We start from the raw sequence: 21,409 nt of genomic DNA, 5'->3' as shown, positions 1-21,409 counted from the left end.
TGACAGTGAACGGCCAGCCGACCGCCGACGTGGTCGACCGGATCAAGGACGTCCCGATCTACCGGAGTTCGATCGAACGGGGTCACTTCCCCATCCTGGAGAAGCCCGAGATCGCCCGTGGCTTCCCGGACAACTGGATGACGCCCGCGCTCGCCGAGGCGCTCGCCGCCGGTGAGGCGGAGTACGTGCTATCCACCGGCACCAACCACGCCCGGATGCAGATCATCCGCCCGCCGTACTTCCTGCTGAACTCGTACTACCGGCTGTGGAGCGAGCATCCCGACCTGGCCGGCACCTGGCACGAGGGGAGCCGACGGGTCTCGCTGACCACCGTGCTGGCCACCGAGCACGTCGCCCGGGTCAACGCCGGCAAGCGGGGCGAGGCCGCCCCGGCCGAGCCGACGCTCGACGACCGGCGGCTGGACGACCGCACGCTCTACCTCAACCTCCGTCTCGACCCGGCGAGTTGGACGAGGGCGGAGGTCGGCCGGATGCTCGCCGAGATCCGCGGCGCCGCCGCCGAGCACCCCGGTGGCCGGTACCTGCTCGACTGCTCCTCGTACCACCTGGCCCATCTGGTCCGGAAGGTCGACCGCTGGAACCTCTGGGAGGACTTCCCCCGGCCGGCCGCCATCGTGCACGCCTACGAGTACACCCCGCGCAACGTCTCCCGGTACCTGCGCGAGCGCTTCGACTGCCCGGTCGTCGACCTCTTCGGCAGCACCGAGCTCGGCTACCTCTACTACGGCGAGAGCGGCGGCGACTACCGCCCGTACCTGCACGACATGAGCGTCGAGCTGGTGCCCGTCGCCCCCGGCAGCCGCACCCACAGCCTGATCGTCACCAGCGTGCGCAACCCCTGGATGCCGCTGGTCCGTTACCGCTCCGGCGACTGCGTGCGGACGGCGGACGGCTCCACCGACCCCGGCCGGATCACCCGGTTCTGCGGGCGGGAGAAGGAGCTGCTGCCCGCCCCGGACGGGCCGGTCGCCCAGGCCGACCTGGACGACCTGGTCGGCGACCTCGCCCCGGCGGTCTTCGTCCACCGGCTCACGGTCAGCGACGGCGGCCCCGGCGCCGCCGACGGCTCGGGCACGGCCGTCCTCGACCTCACCACCTTCGACGGCACCCCGCTCGACCCCGCCGAGGCCGGACGGCTCGCCGACGCCGTGCGCCTGCTCACCGGACGCCCCGCCCGGGTGGCCCACCACAAGCACCTGCCGATCGGCCCGTCGGGCAAGTACGCCTGGCTCGCCACCGCCGCCACCACTGCCACTGCCACCGCCGCCGCCGACCGCCGATCCGCCGAGGGGACCCGATGACCCGTCAGCCTTCCGCCGCCCCCAGCCCCGTGCCGGCCCCGCCGGTCACGGCCGCCGAGCTCCGGGCCCTGCTCGGCGAGGACCTGCACGCCGAGGTGACCGCCTACACCGCCGCCCGCACCGGCGCCGACCGATCGGACGCCGAGCGCCAGGTGCTCGAATGCCTGCGCTACCTCTACCTGGTCTCCCGACACCGGGACGCCCTGGCCGGGCTGTTCCTCCCGGTGGAGCAGCACATCGACGAGGTCTGGCACTACCTGATCCTGCAGACCCGCGAGTACCCCGCGCTCTGCGAGCGGCTGCCCGGCGGCTTCTTCGTCCACCACCGCAGCATCGGCTACGAGGAGTACCAGCAGGAGCCCGGCCGCGAGCTGGCGGCGGAGCAGGCGCTGCGCTGGATCCCGCTCTACTGCCGGGAGTTCGGTCCCTTCGACGAGGAGGCGACGGCGCACTGGACCATCGTGCGCTACCTGCGCGAGCACCTCGACATGTCCTTGGAAGAGATCTCCCTGCTCCAGCCGCTCGCAGCCGGGTGAGCGCCCCCGCCGCTGCCTCCACCGGACCGGCGCCCGCGCCGGAGGCCGACCGGCCCGAACAGCGGCGCACCCTCGCGGTCCTGATCGCCGCTCAGGCCCTCAGCGGAGCAGGGCTGGCAGCCGGCATCACGGTCGGTGCGCTGCTCGCCGACGATCTGCTCGGCTCGACCGGTCTGGCCGGCATCCCGAGCGCGTTGTTCACCGGCGGCGGCGTGCTCGGCGCGCTCGGCATCGGCCGGCTCTGCCAGCGCCACGGCCGCCGCCCCGGCCTGGCGGCGGGCTACGCGACCGGCGCGCTGGGCAGCCTCGGCGTGGTGGCCGCGGTGGCCGCGCACCACGTGCCGCTGCTGCTGTTCTCGCTGCTGGTCTACGGAGCCGGGACCGCCACCAACCTCCAAGCCCGCTACGCCGGTGCCGATCTGGCCGCGCCGCACCGGCGGGGTCGGGCGGTGAGCGCGGTGCTGCTCGCCACCACCTTCGGAGCGGTGGTCGGACCCAACCTGGTGACCCTCTCCGGCGCCGCCGCCGAGCGCTGGGGCATCCCGGCGCTCGCCGGGCCCTTCCTGCTGGCCACCGTCGCCTACGGGGTGGCGGCGGTACTGCTGGGCACGCTGCTGCGCCCCGATCCCCTGGTGCTGGCCCGCCGGCTGGCAGCCGAGGATGCGTCAGCGGTTCGGCCGGTCCCGTCGGACGGTGCGGCGGGACCGGATGGTGCCCGGGCCCCGGACGGTCCGCCCGGTGCGCCGGCGGTGCGTGCCCCGGGGCCGCGCGGGCCGGGACTGGCCACCGGGCTGTGGGTCATGCTGCTCGGGCAGGTGGTGATGGTCGGCGTGATGACCATGACGCCGGTGCACCTGGACCACCACGGCCACGGGACCGGCGCTGCCGGGCTGGTGATCGCCCTGCACGTGGGCGCGATGTTCCTGCCCTCTCCGCTCAGCGGGTGGCTGGTGGACCGGCTCGGCCCGCTGCCGGTCGCCGCCGCCTCCGGCGTCACCCTGGCGGCGGCCGGTCTGCTCGCCGCACTGGCCCCGCCGCACTCGGTGGCGACCCTGGCGACGGCCCTGGTCCTGCTCGGCCTCGGTTGGAACCTCGGTCTGGTCAGCGGCACCGCGATCGTCACCGCCGCCGTCCCGGTGGAGCGCCGGGCGGGCACCCAGGGTCTGGTGGACGTCGGCCTCGCCGTCGCGGCCAGCACGGGCGGCCTCGCCTCGGGTGCGGTCGTCGCCCTCGGCAGCTACCCGGTCCTGGCCGTCGGCGGGGCGGTGATCGCCCTGCTGGTGGTGCCCGTGGCGCTGGCGGCGGCGCGGAGGTGAGTCCCCGTCCGGCGGTTCCCCGCCGTGCCGCTCCGGGGGCCGCTGAGGCGTGGTCGGCGGACGTCCGGCGCGGGTCGGCGGCCTGAGGTCCGGTGGCCGCCCCCGTCGTCGGCAGTCGAGCCGCTCGGACGGTGACGGAGCATCAGGCGGCGGGCGACGACGGGGGCCGGTCGGGTTGGTCGGGCCGCAGCTCGCGCTCGAAGGCGGCGAGGGCGAAGGCGTCGGCGGAGGCGTCCAGCCAGCGGGGGCGGCCGAACATCACGTCCCCGGAGAGGCCGTTGAGCATCGCGACGGCCCGCACGGTGAAGTCCGCCGGGTCCACGGCGGTGGTGAACTCGCCGCCGGCCTGGCCCTCCCGGACCACGGCCTCCAGCCGGGCGTCCCAGGTGTCGGAGAGGTCGGTGAGCAACTGCCGGCTGGCCTCGTCCTGCGGGCGGGCGAACATGTGGGTCCACAGGCCGTAGCGCTCGTCGCCCTGCTGGCGCGGCAGGTAGTAGCGGACGAACAGCGCGAGCTTCCCGGTGGACGAGGGAGCCCCGGCGGCGGCCTCCTCGAAGCGGGCGCCGAGATCGGCCTCGCTCCAGGCCAGCACCTCCAGCAGCAGCCGGTCCTTGCGGCCGAAGTGGTAGAGGATGTGGCCGGTGCTCATGCCGGCCCGGGCCGCGATGTCGGCCATCCGGACCCCGCCCGGGCCGCCCTTCTCGGCGATCGCCGCGATGGCGGCCCGCATGGCGCGCTCCCGCGCGTCGTCGCCACTCGGCTGACGCTTCCGCTCGATCCTGTCGGACATGGCCCCATCCCGGTTCCGGTGATCTAGACCGTTAGTCTAGACTGAAAATCTAGTCAGCACGACCGTCAGGAGAGACCCGCAATGACGCGCGGATTCGATGTTGTGGAAGCCGGTATCGCCAGCCTGCGCGCGGCGCTGGAGAAGGGCGAGACGACGGCGGTCGAGCTGCTCGACGCCTACCTGGCCCGGATCGCGGCGTACGACGCGCCCGGCACCGCCACCGCGCTCAACGCGATGGTCGTGATGAACCCCGAGGCCCGTGCCGAGGCCGAGGCCTCCGACGCCCGCCGCGCGCGCGGCGAGCTGCTCGGCCCACTGGACGGCATCCCCTACACGGCCAAGGACAGCTACCTCGCGAAGGGCCTGACGGCGGCGGCCGGTTCACCCGCCTTCGAGCACCTGGTCGCCCAGCGCGACGCCTTCGCGATCGAGCGGCTGCGGGCCGGCGGCGCCGTGCTGATCGGGCTGACCAACATGCCGCCGATGGCCAACGGCGGCATGCAGCGCGGGGTCTACGGCCGGGCCGAGAGCCCGTACAGCGCCGACTGGCTGACCAGCGCCTACGGCTCCGGCTCCTCCAACGGCTCGGGCACCGCCACCGCCGCCTCGTTCGGCGCCTTCGGCCTGGGCGAGGAGACCTGGTCCTCCGGCCGGGCCCCCGCCTCCAACAACGCGCTCTGCGCCTACACCCCCAGCCGGGGCGTGATCTCGGTGCGCGGGAACTGGCCGCTGGTGCCGACCATGGACGTCGTGGTCCCGCACACCCGGACGATGGCCGACCTGTTCGAGCTGCTCGACGTGGTGGTGGCCGACGACGCCGAGACCCGGGGCGACCTCTGGCGCGCCCAGCCGTGGATCGAGCTGCCCGCCGCCTCCGCCGTCCGCCCGGCCTCCTACCCCGCGCTGGCTCCCGCCGACGCGGACGCGGCCCGGGCCGCGCTGGCCGGCAAGCGGGTCGGCGTGCCGAGGATGTACGTCAACGCCGACCCCGAGGCCGGTACCAACCCCGAGGGCGGCATCGGCGGCCAGACCGGCCAGCGGGTGGACACCCGCGCCTCGGTGATCGGGCTCTGGGAGGCGGCCCGCCGCGACCTGGAGGCGGCCGGCGCCGAGGTGGTCGAGGTCGACTTCCCGGTGGTCACCAACTACGAGGCGGACCGCCCCGGCGCACCCTCGGTCTTCACCCGGGGCTTCGTCACCCGCGACTACCTCAAGGTCGAGATCGAGGACCTCTCCGCCTGGGCCTGGGACGACTTCCTGCGGGCCAACGGCGACCCGGCGCTGCCCAGCATCGCCGAGGTGGACGCCGACCGGATCTGGCCCAAGCACCAGGGTGAACTCCCGGACCGCTACGCCGGGTTCGACGACACCATCGGCGAGTACCCGCGCTTCGTCGCGGAGCGGCCGTACGCCTCCTTCACCGAGATGCCGCACGTCGAGGCGGGCCTGCGCGGCCTGGAGGAGACCCGCCGGGTGGACCTGGAGCAGTGGATGGACGGGCTCGGCCTGGACGCCGTGGTCTTCCCGGCGCTGGCCGACGTCGCCCCCGCCGACATGGACGTCAACGAGGCCTCCGCCGACCTGGGGTGGCGCAACGGCGTCTGGGTCGCCAACGGCAACCTGGTGCCCCGTCACCTCGGCATCCCCACCGTCACCGTGCCGATGGGCACCATGCCCGACACCGGCATGCCGGTCGGCCTGACCTTCGCCGGCCGCGCCTACGACGACAACGCCCTGCTCGCCCTGGGAGCCGCCTTCGAGGCGACCGGCGAGCGCCGGACCGAGCCGCCGCGCACCCCGCGCCTGCCGGCCGAGTGACCTGCTGACGCGGCGTCGCCCGAGTGGGTGACGCCGCGTCACCGTCGCGGTGGTGACCGGGTGTCGGCGGCCGGTGCCGTGCGAGGGTGATCCCGTCGTCGGACGCGGGAGGCAGTGTGGAGGACGTACCGTTCGGGATCTCGGTCCGCCTCGCGGGCCGGGACGCACCGGTCGAGCTGACCGGGGTGGCGGGCGTCACCCTCCGGCTGCCCGGCTCGCCGGAGATCGTGGTGGCGCAGGACCACCCCTGGGGCGTGGCCTTCCGGGTGGAGTCCCTGCCCGACGCCACCCACTTCCACCAGTTCGAGCTCCGGCCGGGGGCCGGCAACCTGCTCTTCCTGCGCGTGCACAGCTACCCGCGCCAGGACTGACCGAAGCCGCTCCCGCAGGGCCGGGCCGGGGCGGCGGGTCGTGCCGCGCGGCCCGCCGCCCCCGGTCCGCGCCGGTGCCCGCGTTCGGGGGGTTTCATGACCCAACCGGGCACGGAGGGTCGCCCGCGGGTGATATGACGGTGCGACAGCCTGGAGGTGGTCCGTCATGACCCGGTACTGCGTCGATCCCGTCCGGTACGAGCTGATCGCCACCTGGGGGAGCGGGGAGGGCGATCTGGCCACCCGGGTCGCGGCCGTCCCGGTGGGGACGGACCTGGTGGCGCTGTCGCGGCTGGCGAGCGTGCTGACGCAGTTCTCGGCCGCCGCCTGGCGCACCTACACCCACCCGGCGGGCGCGGCCCGGTCGTTGGAGCCGGGCAGTGAGGGGTGGCGGCGCGAGCACGAGCGCAAGGCCTTCGCGGAGGTGGCCGCGGCGGTGGTGGAGCCGCACCTGCCGCACGGCGGCTCGATCACCGTCTCCTACAGCCCGCTGGTGGAGAACGCCAACCGGATCGGCCGGGCCCTGCTGGCGCTGGCCGTCCCCGAGCTGACCGAGGCCGTCCGGGCCGACACCGCCGCCGAGCTGGCCGCCGTCGAGGCGGCCGAGCTGGGAGACCTCGGCGGCCGGGCGCAGCAGGCCGTGCTGCTCTCCCGCGAGGACGCCTCGCCGGTCCAGGTCGCCGCGGCGGACCGGCTGCTGGCCGAGAATCCGTTCGGTCCGGCCGCCCTCTTCTCCGAGGTGGACCCGACCGCCGCGGCGGTGGCCGCCGTGCACTGGCTGGCGGCGGCGGCGGAGGCGGCGGGCGCCGTCTCCGGCCACTTGGCGGTCGACGCCGTCCGGGAGGCGGACACGATCGAGTCGCTGCCCTACGAGACGCCGACCCTGGTGCTGGAGCTGATCGAGGCGGGAGCCTCCCCGTACGACGTGGTCACCGGGCTGGTGCGGCACGCCCTGCTGGTGGCCGACGGGGTGCTGCCCGATCCGGCCGCCTTCCGCGAACAGCTGGAGGAGGCCGAGGAGTTGCTCGCGGCCTACGCCGAGGGCGCGGAGGAGGACGAGGAGTCGGACGGCGCCGACGAGGACGGGCTGCGGCTCACCCCGCTCGACCCGAAGCGGCCCGCCCTGGACCTGCTGGAGGACCTGCTGACCGGCATTCAGGGCTGCTGGCTGCTGCACGACGAGTACGCCGAGCCGCTCGACGAGGACGGAGCGGACGGGGACGCGGACGCGGAGGAGGCCGAGGCCCGGGCCGAGGCCCGGCAGAACCGCGCACGCGAGGGCTTCGCCGCCCTGGTCCGGTCGGTGGCCGCGCAGCACCGTGACCGCCTGGTCTGAGTCGCGGTCACGGTGCCGTGCGGTCGGGCCGAGCCGGCCGGCACGGCCGGTCTCACTCGATGATGGTGTGGAAGAACAGGACGGCTCCGACGAACCCGCCGCCGGCTGCCAGGAAGCAGCCGGCGGGGGCGGTGCCGGACAGGAAGGTCAGCACGCCGGCCGCGACGGCGACCAGGACGCCGAGCAGGAAGATCACGGCGGCGCGCTGTCCGAGGAGGGGGCCTTGAGGGTTCACGTCGGACTCCTTCGGGTTCGACGGGACGGCCGCCCTGCGCGGCACCCGTTGTCGATGCTCTAGTGCCTGACGGGGCGTCACCCCTCGGGTGACCTGGATCACACCGGGATCCGGAAAAGAATCTTGCCGGACCGCGCGGGGTACCGCCCCGGTGGCCCCTAGAAGAGCAGGTGTTGGGACGCGCCGCCGAGCGGCGTGACGGCCGGACCCGAGGAGCTTTCGTGTCGCACGAGGTCACAGACGGAGGGGGCAGCCCGCCCGCTGCGGACGGCGTGCGCCATGCGCTCGATCTCCACGGCCCCGGCCTGTCGGCACTCGAACGGGACCTGGTCCTGGAGGGCGGTGGCGAGGCCGAGGACGTCTCGGAACGCGCCGCCCGGGCGGCCGCCGACGCGATGCTCGTCGAGATCCTGCGGCGCGACGGGTTCCAGGGCCCGCGCTACCGGCGGGTGTTGAGCGGCCTGATGGAGTACGCGTGGACCACGTTGCGCAAGTGGAGCAACACCGACGAGATCTTCCATCGGTCGAGGGCGGTCGGCAGGCCGGTGCGCCCCTCCCTGATCGTGCCCGGCTGGACGGCCGACGACCGCATCCAGGTGGTGACCGACAGCGTGATCACCGGGGAGCGGATCTTCCGTGAGTACGGCCTGCTGCGCGGGAGTTGGCGCCCCGACGGCGGGGCGGCGCTGACCACCTACTTCGTCGGCGCCTCGCTGCGGGGCTTCCAGCCCTCGTACATGCGCTGGCGCCGCGACCGCCCGGCTGCCGACGGTCACCCCGACGACGGTGAGGCACTCAACGCGATCCCCGACCAGCGGGCGGTGGACCCGTGTTGGTCGGCCGTCCTGCAGTCCGAGGTGCGGGAGGTCCTCGACCTGCTGGAACAGGTCGACCCCCAACTGCGCGAAGGGATCCTGCTCCGGGTGGCCGGCTACAGCCAGCGTGAGGCGGCCGCCCGGGTCGGCCTCACCGAGAAGGCCCTGGAGAGCCGGGTCGGCCGCCTGAGAGTGAAGGCCCAACTCCGCCAGACGACGCTTGAATCCGCTGAAGGGGGACAGTGATGACCGCTTACGACGGTGCGGCCGGGTACGGCGGGCCGGCCGAGGACGACGACGAGTTCGAAGCGCTGATCGCCGCTTCCAGCCTCGGAGCCCGGCACGTCCGCGCGGTGAACGAACCCCTTCCGGACCTGGTGCGACGGGAGATCTCCGAACACCTGGAGCCCGGCCGGGAAGAGCCGGAGGACCGGGAGGAGCCGGAGGAGCCGGAGGGCCAGGACCGGGACGGGTCGGGCAGCGGTGCCCTCTCCGGCGCGGTGGTGCGGGGCCCGGAGGGCGGCACGGCGATGCCGCCAGCCGTGACGGTGGACTTCGGTACGGTGCCGGCCCGGGCGGGGGAGCTGCGGGAACTCCTGCTGCCCGGAAGCAGGTTGGCGGGTGTCGGCCGGTTCGCGGATGACGCCGTGCTGCTCCGGTTGGCGGGCATGCCGCGCCCCGGCCGGGAGCAGGGCATCAGTAGGAGGGCTTGGCGCTGCACGGTGGCCCGGGACACCTGGTGGGCCGTCGCGCTCGAACTCCTGGCGGCGGTGGACCCGTTGTCCAGGCTCCGGGCGATGCGCGAGCACAGCGCGGTCACCGCGCTCGGGCTGGTCCGGGAGATCCGCAGCTACCTGGACCCGGGTCCGGGGCCGGGTCGTGGGTGGGGTGACTGCTGGCCGCTCTGGGGCACCCACCCGCTGTCGGTCGGGCTCCGACTGGAAGCCGGTACGGAGTGGAGTTCGGTGGTGCTGCTGGGAATGGGGGGCACCGGAAAGAGCTCGTTCGCCCAGGGGTTGCTCGGAGGCGGGTACTCGCCGTCCGGTGACCGGCACCTGGTGACGGACGTCTCCGGCCTGCTCCCGCCGCGCCGCCGGTGGTGGTGGCAGGAGGTTCACCCGGAAGGCCGGCCGGAGGTGGCGCGGGGTGCGGGGCCGGTCGGGGCCGACCTGGTGGCCGGTTGGTCGGACGGCGGGCCGGACGGGAGGTTCCCGGGCTCCTGGTGCTCGGGGGCGGCCCTCGTCCGGCTGCGTCCGCACGCCGTCCCGGACGGCTACCTGTGGGTGGAGCCCGGCTCGACGGCCTGCCGCCCCGTCATGTCCGTTCTCCGGCAAGGGGCCTGCCTGCCGGACTGGAGCGTGGCCGGGTCCGCGGGCGGGTGGGTGGGCTGGTGGGCGGCCGGGTTCGGGGCCGGGTTCGGTGCCGGAGCGAGGGACGGATGGGGGGCCGGATCGGCCGGCCGCGGGGTGGACCGGTGGTCGATGGCCGGGGTGAGTGGTCGGGCCGAGTGGCCGACGCCGGGCAATCTGGCGCGGGCGGTCCTGGGCCTGCTCGCCCGGCTCCGACCGACGGGCGAAGTGGTATCGACGGAAGGGGAGTTGATCCGTTGCGCTCCGGATCACCTGCTGCGCTCGCTGCCTTCCGAACTCCTTCCCGAGCTGGTCTCCGAGCTGTTCCCCGACCTGCTCTCCGGCCTGTTCACCGGATGCCCGCCGGATGTCCTGGCCGACCGTCGGCCGGCCGTGCCGGGCCGGCCGGTGCTGCCCCGCAGAGGGGTTCGGGCACGGCGCGGTCCCGGTCGGGGGAGGGCCGAACTGCGCAGCAGGGAAGCGGCGTTCAGGAGACTGGCGGCCCGGAAGCGGCGGAGGTCGCTGGGCCGCTCCGGGGGTGTGGTCGGGTACGGCGAGGGGGTGACGGGCGCCGTCGAGCAGGTGCCGCCGCCCGGGCCGCCCGAGCGCGCGCCGGAGTGGGCCGTCACGGACCGGTATCCGGACCTGGTGCTGCCCGTGTACTCGGGCGCGCCGGGAGGCACGGCCGGGGCGGGCCCGGTCCGGCGGCAGTTGCTGATCGAGGCCCCGACGGTCCCGCGCGCCGCGGCGGAGGAGCAGGAGGACGAGCGAGGCACGATGGGTGAAACAGCTGACGTGGCAGTGGAGTTGGTGATCCGACCGGGAGCGCGTATCGCTCGCGCCGAAACTCCGGACGGCTCCGTCGTCATCCACGCCGAGGTGCGGATGTTCCTGCTCCAGGGCCGGGACGGCACCGAACGGAGCGGCCTGACGGTCGGGCTCCGGTACTCCTCCGACGACCCGTACGCGGTGGAGGCGGACTTCGGCTCCGGCGGCGCGGGGGCGCCGACCTGGACCTTCGCCCGGGACCTGTTGGTGGAGGGGGCGCGGTCCCGGGCGGGAAGCGGGGACGTCCGGGTCTGGCGGGGCGGTGCCGAGCCCGGGGCGGGGCCGGGCGACCAGGTCTTCGTCCACCTCGGATCGCCCCGGGGGGAGGCCCGGTTGGTGATGGCCGGCCCGGACCTCAGGGCCTTCCTGGACGCGTCCCGGCGGGTGGTGCCGGTGGGGGAGGAGCACCGCCGGGTGGGCGCGGCGCTCGCCGAGTTCGAGGCCGGGCTGAGCCGGGCCGGCCGGGGCGCCGACAGCGCCGGCTGACCGCCCGGCCCGGTGCCGTGCCGACCTGAGGCAACGTCAGCCGTCAGCCGTCAGCCGTCAGCCGTCAGCCGTCAGCCGTCAGCCGTGAACCGTGAACCGTGAACCGTGAACCGTTAGCCGTGGCCCGGGTCGGTGCCGGACAGCGCCTCGGCGGCGGCCCGGGCGATGACCTCGGCGACGGTGGAGAGGGCGGGCGAGTCCAGCTTCCACTGCTGCCAGTAGAGCGGGACGTCCAGCGGCCGGGCCGGGGCGAGCTCGACCAGCCGGCCGGTGCGCAGCAGCGGGACGGCCTGCGGTTCGGGTACCAGGCCCCAGCCCAGGCCGGCCGCCACGGCGTCCCGGAAGCCGTCGGAGGCGGGCACCAGGTGGCGGATCCGCCCGGCGCCGGAGCGGCCCCGGGTGAGCGAGCGCACGAAGGCGTCCTGGAGGTCGTCGCGCCGGTCGAAGACCACGGTCGGGGCCGCGCCCCGGTCGTCGGCCAGGTCGTCGGCGAGCGCGCCGGTGAGGTGGCGGGCCGCGAACTCCGGTGCCGCCACCGGCAGGTAGCGGGCCACCCCGAGCAGTCGGACCAGGCAGCCGGCCACCGGATCGGGAGAGGAGGTGACGGCCGCCATCACCTGGCCCTCGCGCAGCAGGGCGGTGGTGTGGGCCTCGTCCTCGCGGTGCAGTTCGAAGCAGATCGGCGGGTCCTGCGGCACCCGGGTGAGCGCGGGGAGGAACCAGGTGGCGAGCGAGTCGGCGTTCACCGCGATCGGCACCCGGGCCGGGCCGTGCTCCGAGGCCAGGCCCAGCTCGGCGCGGGCGTCCCGCTCCAGCCGGGCCAGCTGGCGGGCGTAGCGGACCACCACCTCGCCGGATCCGGTGAGGCGCACCGGCTTGGTGCGCAGCAGCAGGACCCGGCCGGTGCGCTGCTCCAGCGCCTTGAGACGCTGGCTGACGGCCGACGGGGTCACGTGCAGGGCGGTCGCGGCGGCGTCCAGGGTGCCGGCGTCCACCACGGCGAGCAGGGTGCGGACCTGGTCCAGCGGAAGTTCGTCCATGATGGCTGCTAAGGATACGTAAGAATCTTTAGCTGTACGCCGCACGAGCCCGCTCCGTACGGTCTGGGCCATGAACAGCAGCACGCTCGCGGCGACCGCCGCCGGATTCCTCGCCGGGCTCTCCCTGATCGTGGCCATCGGTGCCCAGAACGCCTTCGTCCTGCGCCAGGGCGCCCGCCGTCAGGCGGTGCTCGCGGTGGTCGCGGTCTGCGCCCTCTCCGACGCGGTGCTGATCGCGCTGGGGGTGTCCGGGGTCGGGGCGGTGATCGAGGCGTGGCCGGCGGCGGTCACGGCCGTCGGGCTGACGGGTGGTGGGTTCCTGCTCTGCTACGGCCTGCTGGCGGTCCGTCGGCTGCTCCGCCCGGACCCGGCGGCGGCGCTGGTGGCCGGCGGGCCCGGGGCCGGGTCGGCCCGGCGGGCGGTGCTCACCTGCCTGGTGTTGACCTGGCTCAACCCGCACGTCTACCTCGACACCGTGCTGCTGCTCGGCTCGCTCGCCTCGGGCCGGGGCGAGCTGCGCTGGGCGTTCGGCGCGGGCGCGGCGCTGGCCAGCGTCGGCTGGTTCGCCGCGCTGGGCTACGGCGCGCGGCTGCTGGGCGGCCTGCTGGCGCGGCCGAGGGCCTGGCGGGTACTGGACGGCGTGGTGGCCGCGACCATGCTGACCACGGGCGGGCTGCTGATCGCCGGAGTCTGAATCCGGAGTCCGAATCGGGCCCACCCCCTTGCCGAGGCTATCGACAATCGATAGATTCCCATCGTTGAACGATGGAAGGTGGGTCATGGGACGACTGACTGTGCGCGCGCTGCGCGCCGTACTCGCGGTGGTGTTCGCCGGCACCGTGCTGCTCCAGGTGCTGATGCTCTGGACGGTGATCAGCGGCAATGATCCGGAGGACGGCTCGCTTCCGCTGACCGCGTTCCGGCTGATCGTGGTGGCGGGGATGGCGGTGGCGCAGGTCGCGCTGTACTGCGTCTGGCGGTTGGTGGCGATGGTGCGCAAGGGCACCGTGTTCTCGGACGCGGCCTTCCGCTACGTGGACGGGGTGATCGGCTCGATCGTGGCGGTGGCCGTGCTCTGGTTCGTCGTCACGGCGATCAACGCGCCGGGCCAGCGGGACGACCCCGGGGTCACGGTGATCATGGCGGGGATCGGCCTGGCCGTGCTCGGGGTCGCGCTGGTGGTGCTGGTGCTGCGGATGCTGCTGGCCAAGGCGGTGGCGCGCGACGTCGAGGCTGCGCAGCTGCAGGCCGAGCTGGACGAGGTGATCTGATGCCCATCGTGGTGGACATCGACGTGATGCTGGCCCGGCGGAAGATGTCGGTGGGCGAGCTCGCGGAGCGGGTGGGGATCACCCCGGCGAATCTGGCGGTGCTGAAGAACGGCCGGGCCAAGGCCGTGCGGTTCGCCACCCTGGCCGCGCTCTGCGAGGCGCTCGGCTGCCAGCCGGGGGACCTGCTCCGCTGGGAGTCCGACGAGGAGGTCCTCGGCGGCTGACGCTCCGTCAGCCGGGTGTCCGTCCGGCGGGGGTGCCCCGCCGGACGGACACGGCCGGGTCAGAGCAGGTGGACCTGCTGGGCCTGCGGGCCCTTCGGCCCCTGGCCGACCTCGAACTCGACGCGCTGGCCCTCCTCCAGGCTGCGGAAGCCGGGGCCCTGGATCTCCGAGTAGTGGACGAAGACGTCCGGGCCACCGGCGTCCTGCTCGATGAAGCCGAAGCCCTTCTCCGCGTTGAACCACTTGACCGAACCCTGCGCCATTCCCGGTGCCCTTCCGCTGCGGTGCCCACGTCCTGGTCGCCGTGGTCCGCGAAGGTCCTCCCCGGCCGTGACGCGCGGAAACCCCGCTGCCGCGCGCTCACCCTCGCGGGTGAACCGGCCTCCGGCAGTCGGCGGCCGGCCCGGCCGCGCGCGGTCGGCGCAGGGTGCGCACCAGGTCGGCGGCGGCCCCCGGCCAGTGCGGGTGCGCGAAGGCGAACCCGGCGTCGAGCAGCCGGCCCGGCACCATCCGGCGGCTCTTGAGCAGCAGTTCGGTGTCCGAGCGCAGGGCGAAGGCGCCCAGCTCGGCCATCCACCGGGTGGCCGGCAGGCCGACCGGGACGCGGGCGGCGGCCCGCAGCTCGCGCATGAAGGCGCGCTGCGGGAGCGGGGAGGGGGAGGAGAGGTTCACCGGGCCGCTCAGGTCCTCCCGTTCGGCGAGGAACAGCACCGCGCGGACGAAGTCGTCGCCGTGGATCCAGGACATGTACTGGCCGCCGCCGGCGATCGGGCCGCCGAGGCCGAGCCGGGCCATCCGCAGCAGCAGGTCGAAGGCGCCGCCCCGGTCGGGGCTCATCACCATGGCGGTGCGCAGCGCGACCTTCCGGGTGTGCGGGGTCGGCGCCTCCTGCTGGGCCCGCTCCCAGGCCTCGGCGATCTCGACGCTGTAGCGCCAGTACGCCGGGGCGTCCGGCTCCCCGCCGCCGAGCACGCCGGTGGCCTCGTCGTGGGCGGGGGCGGTGCGGTGGGCGTAGATGGTGGCGGTGCTCATCTGGAGCCAGAGCCGGGGCGGCCGGGCGGCAGCGGCGACGGCCTCGCCCACCACCCGGGCCGAGTCGACCCGGGAGTCCATCATGGCGCGTTGGTTGGCCGGGGTGTAGCGGCAGTTGACGCTGCGTCCGGCCAGGTTCACCACCAGGTCGCTGCCGTCGACCAGGTCGGCCCAGGGGCCGAGGGTCCGGCCGTCCCAGTGCACCTGCCCGGGGCCGGCCGGCCGTCGGCTGAGGATGGTCACCTGGTGTCCGGCGGCACCGAGCTCGCGCTCCAGGAGCATCCCCACCTGCCCGGTACCGCCGGGTATCACGATCTTCATCGGCTCTCGCCCTCCTCTGGGTGGGCAGAACTCAACCAGAATAATTGAACGTGTTCAAGTGCGGGTGGAGGGTGGGCGCGGCGGCTCAGGGGCGGGTCGGCAGGTAGTGCTCGGTGGTGGAGCGGGTGGAGACCTCCCGGGCCACCACGCCGACCGGGCCGAGCCCGGAGAGCAGGCCGATCAGCCGGTCGCAGTGGCCTCCGGCACCGCTGAGGTCGGTGCGCATCAGGGCGAGGGAGCGGAGGTCGGCCCGGAGCCAGTGCGGGGGTAAGTCCGTGGGGGTGGTCAACTCCCGCACCGGGACCGGATGCCGGCTCAGGGCGGCGTCGAGCAGCGGGTGCCGGGGGCCGGTGGCGGGCAGCAGCCAGAGCTCGTCGGCGGATTCCAGCGTGAGGCGCAGCGAGTGGAGCAGGTCCGAGCTCCGGTAGGACCACTGGTCGGGCTGCTGACCCCGCAGGTGGGGGTAGTGCCGGCGGGCCGTCCGTAGGATGGCGGCGGCGTCCTCGGCCGGGAGGTCCGGCGAGAGCACGAAGGAGAGCCGGTCGCCGTCGAGTTCGTGCGAGAACGATTCTTCTGCCGTGGCGGGGTGGTCGATGTAGACCACCTGCTGACGGGCCGTCGGGCAGAGCGCCTGCAGGCCGGGGGTGGCCGGTCCGAGCACCAGCACCGAATCGCCCTCGGCGAGGTACTCCCTGGCCAGTCCGGCCGGGTCCGGCGCGGGGGCGGGGGATGCGGCGGTGCGCTGCGCGGGCACGGACGACGGGGGTGGTCCGAGCAGCAGGACGCGCCGGGTGGCGAGCCGCTCCTGCCAGGCCTGCAGGGCGAGTTGGGCCTCGCGCTGGAGGGCGGGGTGGCCGGCGGGTGCGGCCAGGGCCAGGCCCACCGCCCCCAGGCGCGGGTCGAGGTAGGCACTGCTGTACCAGAGCAGTGATCCGCCGGTGCCGGTGCCGGTGCCGGTGCCGATGCCCTCGGCGCCGGTGCCCCCGGGGCCGGCCGGTCGGCCCCGGGGTGCGGTGGCGGTCAGGGTGGCGGGGAGGCCGGCCCGGTGCAGCCAACCCGCCACCAGGGCGGCGGCCGGTGAGGCCGTCCGTCCGTACCAGGGGTGGTCGAACTCCCTTGCGAGAGCGATGGTTTCGCCGAACCACCCGTCGCCGAACCAGGATGCGAAGCGCCTTGTCCGTTTCATCACTCCTCCAACACCGAACGTGCGCGGCCGGCCGTCTGCACTCAGAACGACCACGTGCCGGAGAAGCTTCGCCCGCCGCCGCGCTCCGGCGGTTCAATCACCCGATTGCTGCTCCGCGAGCCGGGCCGCCTCCTCCAGCAGGGCCTCGACGATCCGCGACTCGGGCACGGTGCGGACGATCTCGCCCCTGACGTAGATCTGGCCCTTGCCGTTGCCGGAGGAGACGCCGAGGTCGGCCTCGCGGGACTCGCCGGGGCCGTTGACCACGCAGCCCATGACCGCGACCCGCAGCGGGATCGGGAAGCCCTCGAAGGCGGCCTCGACCTGGCGGCTGAGCCGGTGGATGTCGACCTGGAGACGCCCGCAGCCGGGGCAGGAGACGATCTCCAGCCGGCGCGGGCGCAGGCCGAGGGACTGCAGGATGTGGTTGCCGGCCTTGACCTGCTCGACCGGAGGGGCGGAGGTGGAGACCCGGATGGTGTCGCCGATGCCCTGGTGCAGCAGGATGCCGAAGGCGACGGCGGACTTCACCGCGCCCTGGAGCTCGGGGCCCGCCTCGGTGACGCCGAGGTGCAGGGGGTAGTCGCAGGCTTCGGCGAGCAGCCGGTAGGCGGTGATCATGGTGAGCGGGTCGTGGTGCTTCACCGCGATCTTGAGGTCGCGGAAGCCGTGCTCCTCGAACAGCGAGCACTCCCAGAGCGCGGACTCGACCAGGGCCTCCGGCGTCGCCCTGCCGTACTTGACGAGCAGTCGGTTGTCGAGCGAGCCGGCGTTCACCCCGATCCGGATCGGGACGCCGGCCGCCGAGGCGGCGGCGGCGATCTCCTTGACCTTGTCGTCGAACTGCTTGATGTTGCCGGGGTTGACCCGGACCGCCGCGCAGCCGGCGTCGATGGCGGCGAAGACGTACCGGGGCTGGAAGTGGATGTCGGCGATGACCGGGATCGGGGACTTGCGGACGATCTCCGGCAGTGCCCGGGCGTCGTCCTGGGAGGGGACCGCGACCCGGACGATGTCGCAGCCGGCGGCGGTGATCGCGGCGATCTGCTGGAGGGTGGCGTCGACGTCGGCGGTCAGGGTGGTGGTCATGGTCTGCACCGAGATCGGCGCGTCGCCCCCGACCGGCACCGAGCCGACCCGGATCTGCCGGGAGGCGCGGCGCTTGGGCGGGACCTGGAGGCTGTACATCGTCTCTCCCGAGTGGGCTGAGGGGCCGTCAGGTGAACGGGTGCGCCCGGTCGGCCCGGGCGCGGAGCACGGCGTGCACGATGGACTCGGCGCTGAGCCCGGCTGCCGCCAGCAGCTCCGGCCGGGGCCCGTGCGGCAGGAAGCGGCCCGGCAGACCGAGCGAGGTGACCGGCACCCGCGAGCCCCGGTCGGCCAGCGCCCGGGCGATCGCGTCGCCGACGCCGCCGCTGCGCACGTTGTCCTCGACGGTGACCACCAGCCGGTGCGCGCCCGCCAGGTCGAGCAGCTCGCGGGAGACCGGCAGCGCCCAGCGCGGGTCCGCCACGGTGGTGCCGAGGCCGGTGCCGGCCAGGTGGCGCCCGGCCTCCAGGCACTCGGCGGCCAGCGGGCCGACCGCGATCAGCAGCACCTCCTGGATGCCGGTGCGCAGCAGGACGTCGACCGGGCCGAGCTGGTGCACGGCGGGCAGGTCCGTCCCGGCGGCGGCCTTGGGGAAGCGCAGCGCGGTGGGGTGCTCCTGGTCGTCCACCGCCTCGGCCAGCAGGGTGCGCAGCGAGGCCGGGTCGCGCGGGACGGCGAGCCGCAGGCCGGGGACGGAGGCGAGCAGGGGGACGTCCCACATGCCGTGGTGGCTGGCTCCGTCGGGGCCGGTGACGCCGGCCCGGTCGAGCACGAAGGTGACGGGGAGCCGGTGCAGGGCGACGTCCATCAGCACCTGGTCGTAGGCGCGGTTGAGGAAGGTGGAGTAGACGGCGACCACCGGCCGGGCCCCGGCGGTGGCCAGGCCGGCCGCGCTGGCCACCGCGTGCTGCTCGGCGATGCCGACGTCGTGGAAGCGCTCGGGGTAGTGCTCGGCGAAGCGGGCCAGGCCGGTCGGGCCGGGCATCGCGGCGGTGACGGCGACCAGGTCGGGGTAGTGGGCGCCGAGGCTGACGAGCTGCTCGGCGAAGACGTCCGTCCAGGTCCGCTGCGGGCCGGTGGAGCCGGGGCGGCCGGTGAGCGGGTCGAGGACGCCGATGGCGTGCATCTGCTCGGCGTGGTCGGCACGGGCGGGCGGGTAGCCGTGGCCCTTGCGGGTCAGCACGTGGACCACCACCGGCCGGGTCAGGGCACGGGCCTGGCGCAGCGTCAGGTCGAGGGCGGTGAGGTCGTGGCCGTCGACGGGGCCGAGGTAGGCCAGGCCGAGCTGTTCGAAGAGGTTGCCCCGGGCGGTGCCGGCGCGCAGGGCGGCCAGGTGCGCGGCGAGCGCCCCGGCGGTGGGGGCGTAGGAGCGCTCGTTGTCGTTGAGCACCACGACCACCGGGCGTTCGGGGGCGGCGCCGAGGTTGTTCAGCGCCTCCAGGGCGAGACCGCCGGTGAGGGCGCCGTCGCCGACCACCGCGACCACCGCCCGGCCGCGTTCGCCGGCGAGGGCGCGGGCCTTGGCGATCCCGTCGGCGTAGGACAGGGCGGTGGAGGCGTGGCTGTTCTCGATCACGTCGTGCGGCGATTCGCTGCGGCTGGGGTAGCCGGAGAGGCCGCCGCCCTGGCGCAGCCCGTCGAAGTCGTGCTGGCGGCCGGTCAGCATCTTGTGCACGTAGGCCTGGTGGCCGGTGTCGAAGAGCAGGGTGTCGCGCGGCGAGTCGAAGACCCGGTGCAGCGCGATGGTCAGCTCGACCACGCCGAGGTTGGGGCCGAGGTGGCCGCCCACGGCGGTGACCTTGTCGATCAGCAGGGTGCGGATCTGCTCGGCCAGCAGTGGCAGGATGCCGGCCGGGAGGTCCTTGAGGTGACCGGGACCGTCCAGGATCCCGAGCGGGCCGGGCAGGGCCCGGTCCTCGGTGGTGGCGAGGGTGGTGGGCGCTGTCATGACTGGTCCCTCACTGGTGCGGGAGGCGCGAACACGACGTCCTCCACGGTGGTGGTCAACTCCTCGACGGTGACCGGGCCGTGGGCGCCGAGCGCCTCGATCACCGCGGTCACCAGCTCGGGCGGGGCGGAGGCGCCGGCCGAGAGCCCGATCACCCGGGCGCCGGCCAGCCAGGCCGGGTCGATCCCGGAGGCGTCGTCGATCAGGTGGGCCTCGGTGCCGCCCCGGCGGACCACCTCGACCATCCGGACCGAGTTGGAGGAGTTCTCCGAGCCCACCACCAGCACCAGGTCGGCGCGGTCCGCCACCGCCTCGACGGCCAGCTGGCGGTTGGTGGTGGCGTAGCAGATGTCGTCCCCGGGCGGGGCCTGGAGCAGCGGGAAGCGCTCGCGCAGTGCCCCGACCACCTCGGCGGTCTCGTCCAGGGCCAGCGTGGTCTGGGTCAGGTAGCTGACCCTGGCCGGGTCGGGGACGGTCAACTCGGCCGCCTGCTCGGGGGTTTCGATCAGCAGCATGGCCTCCGGGGCCTCGCCGAGGGTGCCCTCCACCTCCTCGTGGCCGGCGTGCCCGATCAGCACCACGGTGTCTCCCCGGCCGGCGAACCGGCGGGCCTCCGAGTGCACCTTGGTGACCAGCGGACAGGTGGCGTCCACCACCGTCAGGCCACGCTCCCGGGCCTGCTCGCGGACCTGCGGCGAGACGCCGTGCGCGGAGAAGACCACGGTCGCGCCCTCCGGGACGGCGTCCAGCTCCTCGACGAAGACCGCCCCGCGCGCGGCCAGGCCGGCCACCACGTGGGTGTTGTGCACGATCTGCTTGCGGACGTACACCGGAGCCTCGCGGCCCGGCGCGTCCAGCAGCCGCTCGACCGCGTCGATGGCCCGCTCCACTCCGGCGCAGAACGACCGGGGCGCGGCCAACAGGACGGTGCGGGCGAGGAGTTCGGTCCTCCGAGGGGTGCTCACAGCTTCCTCCGGGTGATCAGGGTGGACAGGGCGCGCAGCTCGGTGGCGTCGCTGCCGGGGAGCAGCGAGCGGTCCAGCACGTCCAGGGCGGAGAGCAGGTGGTGATCGGCCTGCTCGCGGGCCCAGAGCCGGCCCCCGGCCAGCTCCAGCAGTTCGGTCGCCCGGGCCACCTCGGCGGCGCTCAGGGGGCGGTTGACCGAGTAGAGGGCGCGCAGCCGGCGGGCGGGCTCCGACTTCATCGCCAGTACCGCGACCACCGGCAGCGACTTCTTCCGGGTCCGCAGGTCGGCGCCGACCGGCTTGCCGGTCACCGCCGGGTCACCCCAGATGCCCAGCAGGTCGTCCGCCAGCTGGAAGGCCAGGCCGAGCCGGCGGCCGAAGGTGTCCAGCGCGGCCACCTGCCCGTCCGTCCCCCCGGCGGCCAGCGCGCCCAGCGCGCAGGCCGCGCCGAACAGCGCCCCGGTCTTGCCCTCGGCCATCTCCAGGCACTCGGCCAGGCCGACGCCGGCCCGGCGCTCGAAGGAGCAGTCCAGGTGCTGCCCCTCGCACAGCTCCGCGATCGCCGCGCCGAGCCGGCGCACCGACTCGGCCAGCCCCGGGTGGTCGTGCCGGACCAGGACCCGGGAGGTCATGGCCAGCATCGCGTCCCCGGCCACGATCGCGTCCGGGACGCCGAACGCCTTCCAGGCGGTGGGGCGGTGACGCCTCGTCTCGTCCTTGTCCACCACGTCGTCGTGCACCAGCGAGAAGTTGTGGGCCAGCTCCACCGCCGCCCCGGCGGCCACCGCGTGCTCGGCAAGACCGCCCGTGGCCCGGGCGGCGGCCAGGGCCAGCGCGGGACGCAGGGCCTTGCCGGTGCCGCCCGGCCGCCCGGCGCCGAGCGCGTCCCACCACCCCAGCTGGTAGCCGCAGATGAGCCGCATCCGGGGCGGCAGGTCCTGGAGGCAGGCTTGCAACTCGGCGTCGATCAGACCCCTGGCCCGCTCCAGCAGCGGACCGGTCCGGTTTTCGTCGTGGTCGGTCGTCATCGCGCTCATCTGCTGATTCGCCTCCTTCTGGACTGCCTCTGCCCGGTTTTCCGGGGCCTCTTGCAAGGCCCCCCGACGGGCCGCCACAGTGGGTATTGCGCCC

21 protein-coding genes are annotated in these 21,409 nt (G+C 74.6%); 11 read left to right on the top strand and 10 right to left on the bottom strand.

The features are described 5' to 3' along the window. Positions 1-5: 5 nt before the first annotated feature. From ACIRBX_RS24475 to ACIRBX_RS24465, 3 genes are read left to right on the top strand one after another with little or no spacing between them, the layout of a single operon-like run. Positions 6-1,322 carry a hypothetical protein gene (locus tag ACIRBX_RS24475; RefSeq protein ID WP_402299883.1) on the top strand — a complete coding sequence of 439 codons (1,317 nt, stop codon included), beginning with the start codon at positions 6-8 and terminating at the stop codon, positions 1,320-1,322. Next, a complete protein-coding gene (locus ACIRBX_RS24470) occupies positions 1,319-1,858 on the top strand; it encodes a hypothetical protein (RefSeq protein ID WP_402299440.1) in 540 nt (179 codons plus the stop codon). The genes ACIRBX_RS24475 and ACIRBX_RS24470 overlap by 4 nt, the downstream gene beginning before the upstream one ends. Next, positions 1,855-3,174 (top strand): MFS transporter, encoded by a 1,320-nt coding sequence (locus ACIRBX_RS24465; protein ID WP_402299438.1) that lies wholly within the window; start codon positions 1,855-1,857, stop codon positions 3,172-3,174. Before ACIRBX_RS24470 ends, ACIRBX_RS24465 begins: the two co-directional genes overlap by 4 nt. Positions 3,175-3,316: 142 nt before the next feature. On the opposite strand, the gene ACIRBX_RS24460 is transcribed toward ACIRBX_RS24465, so the two are convergent. Next, complete coding sequence (locus tag ACIRBX_RS24460; protein ID WP_402299437.1) at positions 3,317-3,964, bottom strand: TetR/AcrR family transcriptional regulator; 648 nt, start codon at positions 3,962-3,964, stop codon at positions 3,317-3,319. 81 nt (positions 3,965-4,045) lie between these two features. On the opposite strand from ACIRBX_RS24460, the gene ACIRBX_RS24455 reads away from it, so the two are divergent. From ACIRBX_RS24455 to ACIRBX_RS24445, 3 genes are all read left to right on the top strand, one after another. After that, positions 4,046-5,782 carry an amidase gene (locus ACIRBX_RS24455; RefSeq protein WP_402299435.1) on the top strand — a complete coding sequence of 579 codons (1,737 nt, stop codon included), beginning with the start codon at positions 4,046-4,048 and terminating at the stop codon, positions 5,780-5,782. Positions 5,783-5,898: 116 nt separating this feature from the next. Next, entirely contained in the window at positions 5,899-6,153 is a 255-nt protein-coding gene (locus tag ACIRBX_RS24450) for a hypothetical protein (protein ID WP_402299433.1), read from the top strand. A 166-nt stretch (positions 6,154-6,319) separates the two neighbouring features. Further along, positions 6,320-7,489, top strand: a complete 1,170-nt coding sequence (locus ACIRBX_RS24445; protein ID WP_402299432.1) for a hypothetical protein — start codon at positions 6,320-6,322, stop codon at positions 7,487-7,489. Positions 7,490-7,541: 52 nt separating this feature from the next. On the opposite strand, the gene ACIRBX_RS24440 is transcribed toward ACIRBX_RS24445, so the two are convergent. Beyond that, positions 7,542-7,724, bottom strand: a complete 183-nt coding sequence (locus ACIRBX_RS24440; protein ID WP_402299430.1) for a hypothetical protein — start codon at positions 7,722-7,724, stop codon at positions 7,542-7,544. A gap of 221 nt (positions 7,725-7,945) precedes the next feature. On the opposite strand from ACIRBX_RS24440, the gene ACIRBX_RS24435 reads away from it, so the two are divergent. Both ACIRBX_RS24435 and ACIRBX_RS24430 read left to right on the top strand, forming a co-directional pair. Beyond that, on the top strand, positions 7,946-8,785 hold the full coding sequence (locus ACIRBX_RS24435) for an RNA polymerase sigma factor (protein WP_402299428.1): 840 nt from the start codon (positions 7,946-7,948) through the stop codon (positions 8,783-8,785). Further along, a complete protein-coding gene (locus ACIRBX_RS24430) occupies positions 8,785-11,202 on the top strand; it encodes an SsgA family sporulation/cell division regulator (protein WP_402299427.1) in 2,418 nt (805 codons plus the stop codon). The genes ACIRBX_RS24435 and ACIRBX_RS24430 overlap by 1 nt, the downstream gene beginning before the upstream one ends. 113 nt (positions 11,203-11,315) lie before the next feature. Here the strand turns inward: ACIRBX_RS24430 and ACIRBX_RS24425 are convergent, their stop codons facing one another. Then, positions 11,316-12,242, bottom strand: coding sequence for a LysR family transcriptional regulator ArgP (locus tag ACIRBX_RS24425; RefSeq protein WP_402299425.1), 927 nt, complete (start codon positions 12,240-12,242; stop codon positions 11,316-11,318). A 70-nt stretch (positions 12,243-12,312) separates the two neighbouring features. On the opposite strand from ACIRBX_RS24425, the gene ACIRBX_RS24420 reads away from it, so the two are divergent. The 3 genes from ACIRBX_RS24420 to ACIRBX_RS24410 all read left to right on the top strand — a co-directional run bounded on the left by ACIRBX_RS24420 (position 12,313) and on the right by ACIRBX_RS24410 (position 13,737). After that, positions 12,313-12,936, top strand: coding sequence for a LysE/ArgO family amino acid transporter (locus tag ACIRBX_RS24420; protein WP_402299424.1), 624 nt, complete (start codon positions 12,313-12,315; stop codon positions 12,934-12,936). A gap of 85 nt (positions 12,937-13,021) precedes the next feature. After that, on the top strand, positions 13,022-13,513 hold the full coding sequence (locus ACIRBX_RS24415) for a DUF2975 domain-containing protein (RefSeq protein WP_402299423.1): 492 nt from the start codon (positions 13,022-13,024) through the stop codon (positions 13,511-13,513). Continuing rightward, positions 13,513-13,737 (top strand): helix-turn-helix domain-containing protein, encoded by a 225-nt coding sequence (locus ACIRBX_RS24410; RefSeq protein WP_402299422.1) that lies wholly within the window; start codon positions 13,513-13,515, stop codon positions 13,735-13,737. The genes ACIRBX_RS24415 and ACIRBX_RS24410 overlap by 1 nt, the downstream gene beginning before the upstream one ends. A gap of 59 nt (positions 13,738-13,796) precedes the next feature. On the opposite strand, the gene ACIRBX_RS24405 is transcribed toward ACIRBX_RS24410, so the two are convergent. The 7 genes from ACIRBX_RS24405 to ACIRBX_RS24375 all read right to left on the bottom strand — a co-directional run bounded on the left by ACIRBX_RS24405 (position 13,797) and on the right by ACIRBX_RS24375 (position 21,315). After that, the gene (locus ACIRBX_RS24405; RefSeq protein ID WP_402299421.1) at positions 13,797-14,000 is read right to left on the bottom strand and encodes a cold-shock protein; all 204 of its coding nucleotides are present in this window, start codon (positions 13,998-14,000) and stop codon (positions 13,797-13,799) included. Positions 14,001-14,097: 97 nt separating this feature from the next. Next, positions 14,098-15,090 (bottom strand): TIGR01777 family oxidoreductase, encoded by a 993-nt coding sequence (locus ACIRBX_RS24400; protein WP_402299419.1) that lies wholly within the window; start codon positions 15,088-15,090, stop codon positions 14,098-14,100. 85 nt (positions 15,091-15,175) lie between these two features. Further along, a complete protein-coding gene (locus ACIRBX_RS24395) occupies positions 15,176-16,276 on the bottom strand; it encodes a hypothetical protein (RefSeq protein WP_402299417.1) in 1,101 nt (366 codons plus the stop codon). A gap of 93 nt (positions 16,277-16,369) precedes the next feature. Beyond that, a complete protein-coding gene (gene ispG / locus ACIRBX_RS24390) occupies positions 16,370-17,464 on the bottom strand; it encodes a flavodoxin-dependent (E)-4-hydroxy-3-methylbut-2-enyl-diphosphate synthase (protein ID WP_402299415.1) in 1,095 nt (364 codons plus the stop codon). 28 nt (positions 17,465-17,492) lie between these two features. Further along, the gene (locus ACIRBX_RS24385) at positions 17,493-19,313 is read right to left on the bottom strand and encodes a 1-deoxy-D-xylulose-5-phosphate synthase (RefSeq protein WP_402299413.1); all 1,821 of its coding nucleotides are present in this window, start codon (positions 19,311-19,313) and stop codon (positions 17,493-17,495) included. Continuing rightward, a complete protein-coding gene (locus ACIRBX_RS24380) occupies positions 19,310-20,278 on the bottom strand; it encodes a 4-hydroxy-3-methylbut-2-enyl diphosphate reductase (RefSeq protein WP_402299412.1) in 969 nt (322 codons plus the stop codon). Before ACIRBX_RS24380 ends, ACIRBX_RS24385 begins: the two co-directional genes overlap by 4 nt. Then, positions 20,275-21,315, bottom strand: coding sequence for a polyprenyl synthetase family protein (locus tag ACIRBX_RS24375; RefSeq protein ID WP_402299410.1), 1,041 nt, complete (start codon positions 21,313-21,315; stop codon positions 20,275-20,277). Before ACIRBX_RS24375 ends, ACIRBX_RS24380 begins: the two co-directional genes overlap by 4 nt. Positions 21,316-21,409: the final 94 nt, after the last annotated feature.

It is taken from the genome of Kitasatospora sp. NPDC096147 (genome assembly GCF_044763225.1).
Classification (GTDB): Bacteria; Actinomycetota; Actinomycetes; order Streptomycetales; family Streptomycetaceae; genus Kitasatospora.
This window is presented reverse-complemented; position numbering and strand designations above follow the sequence as displayed.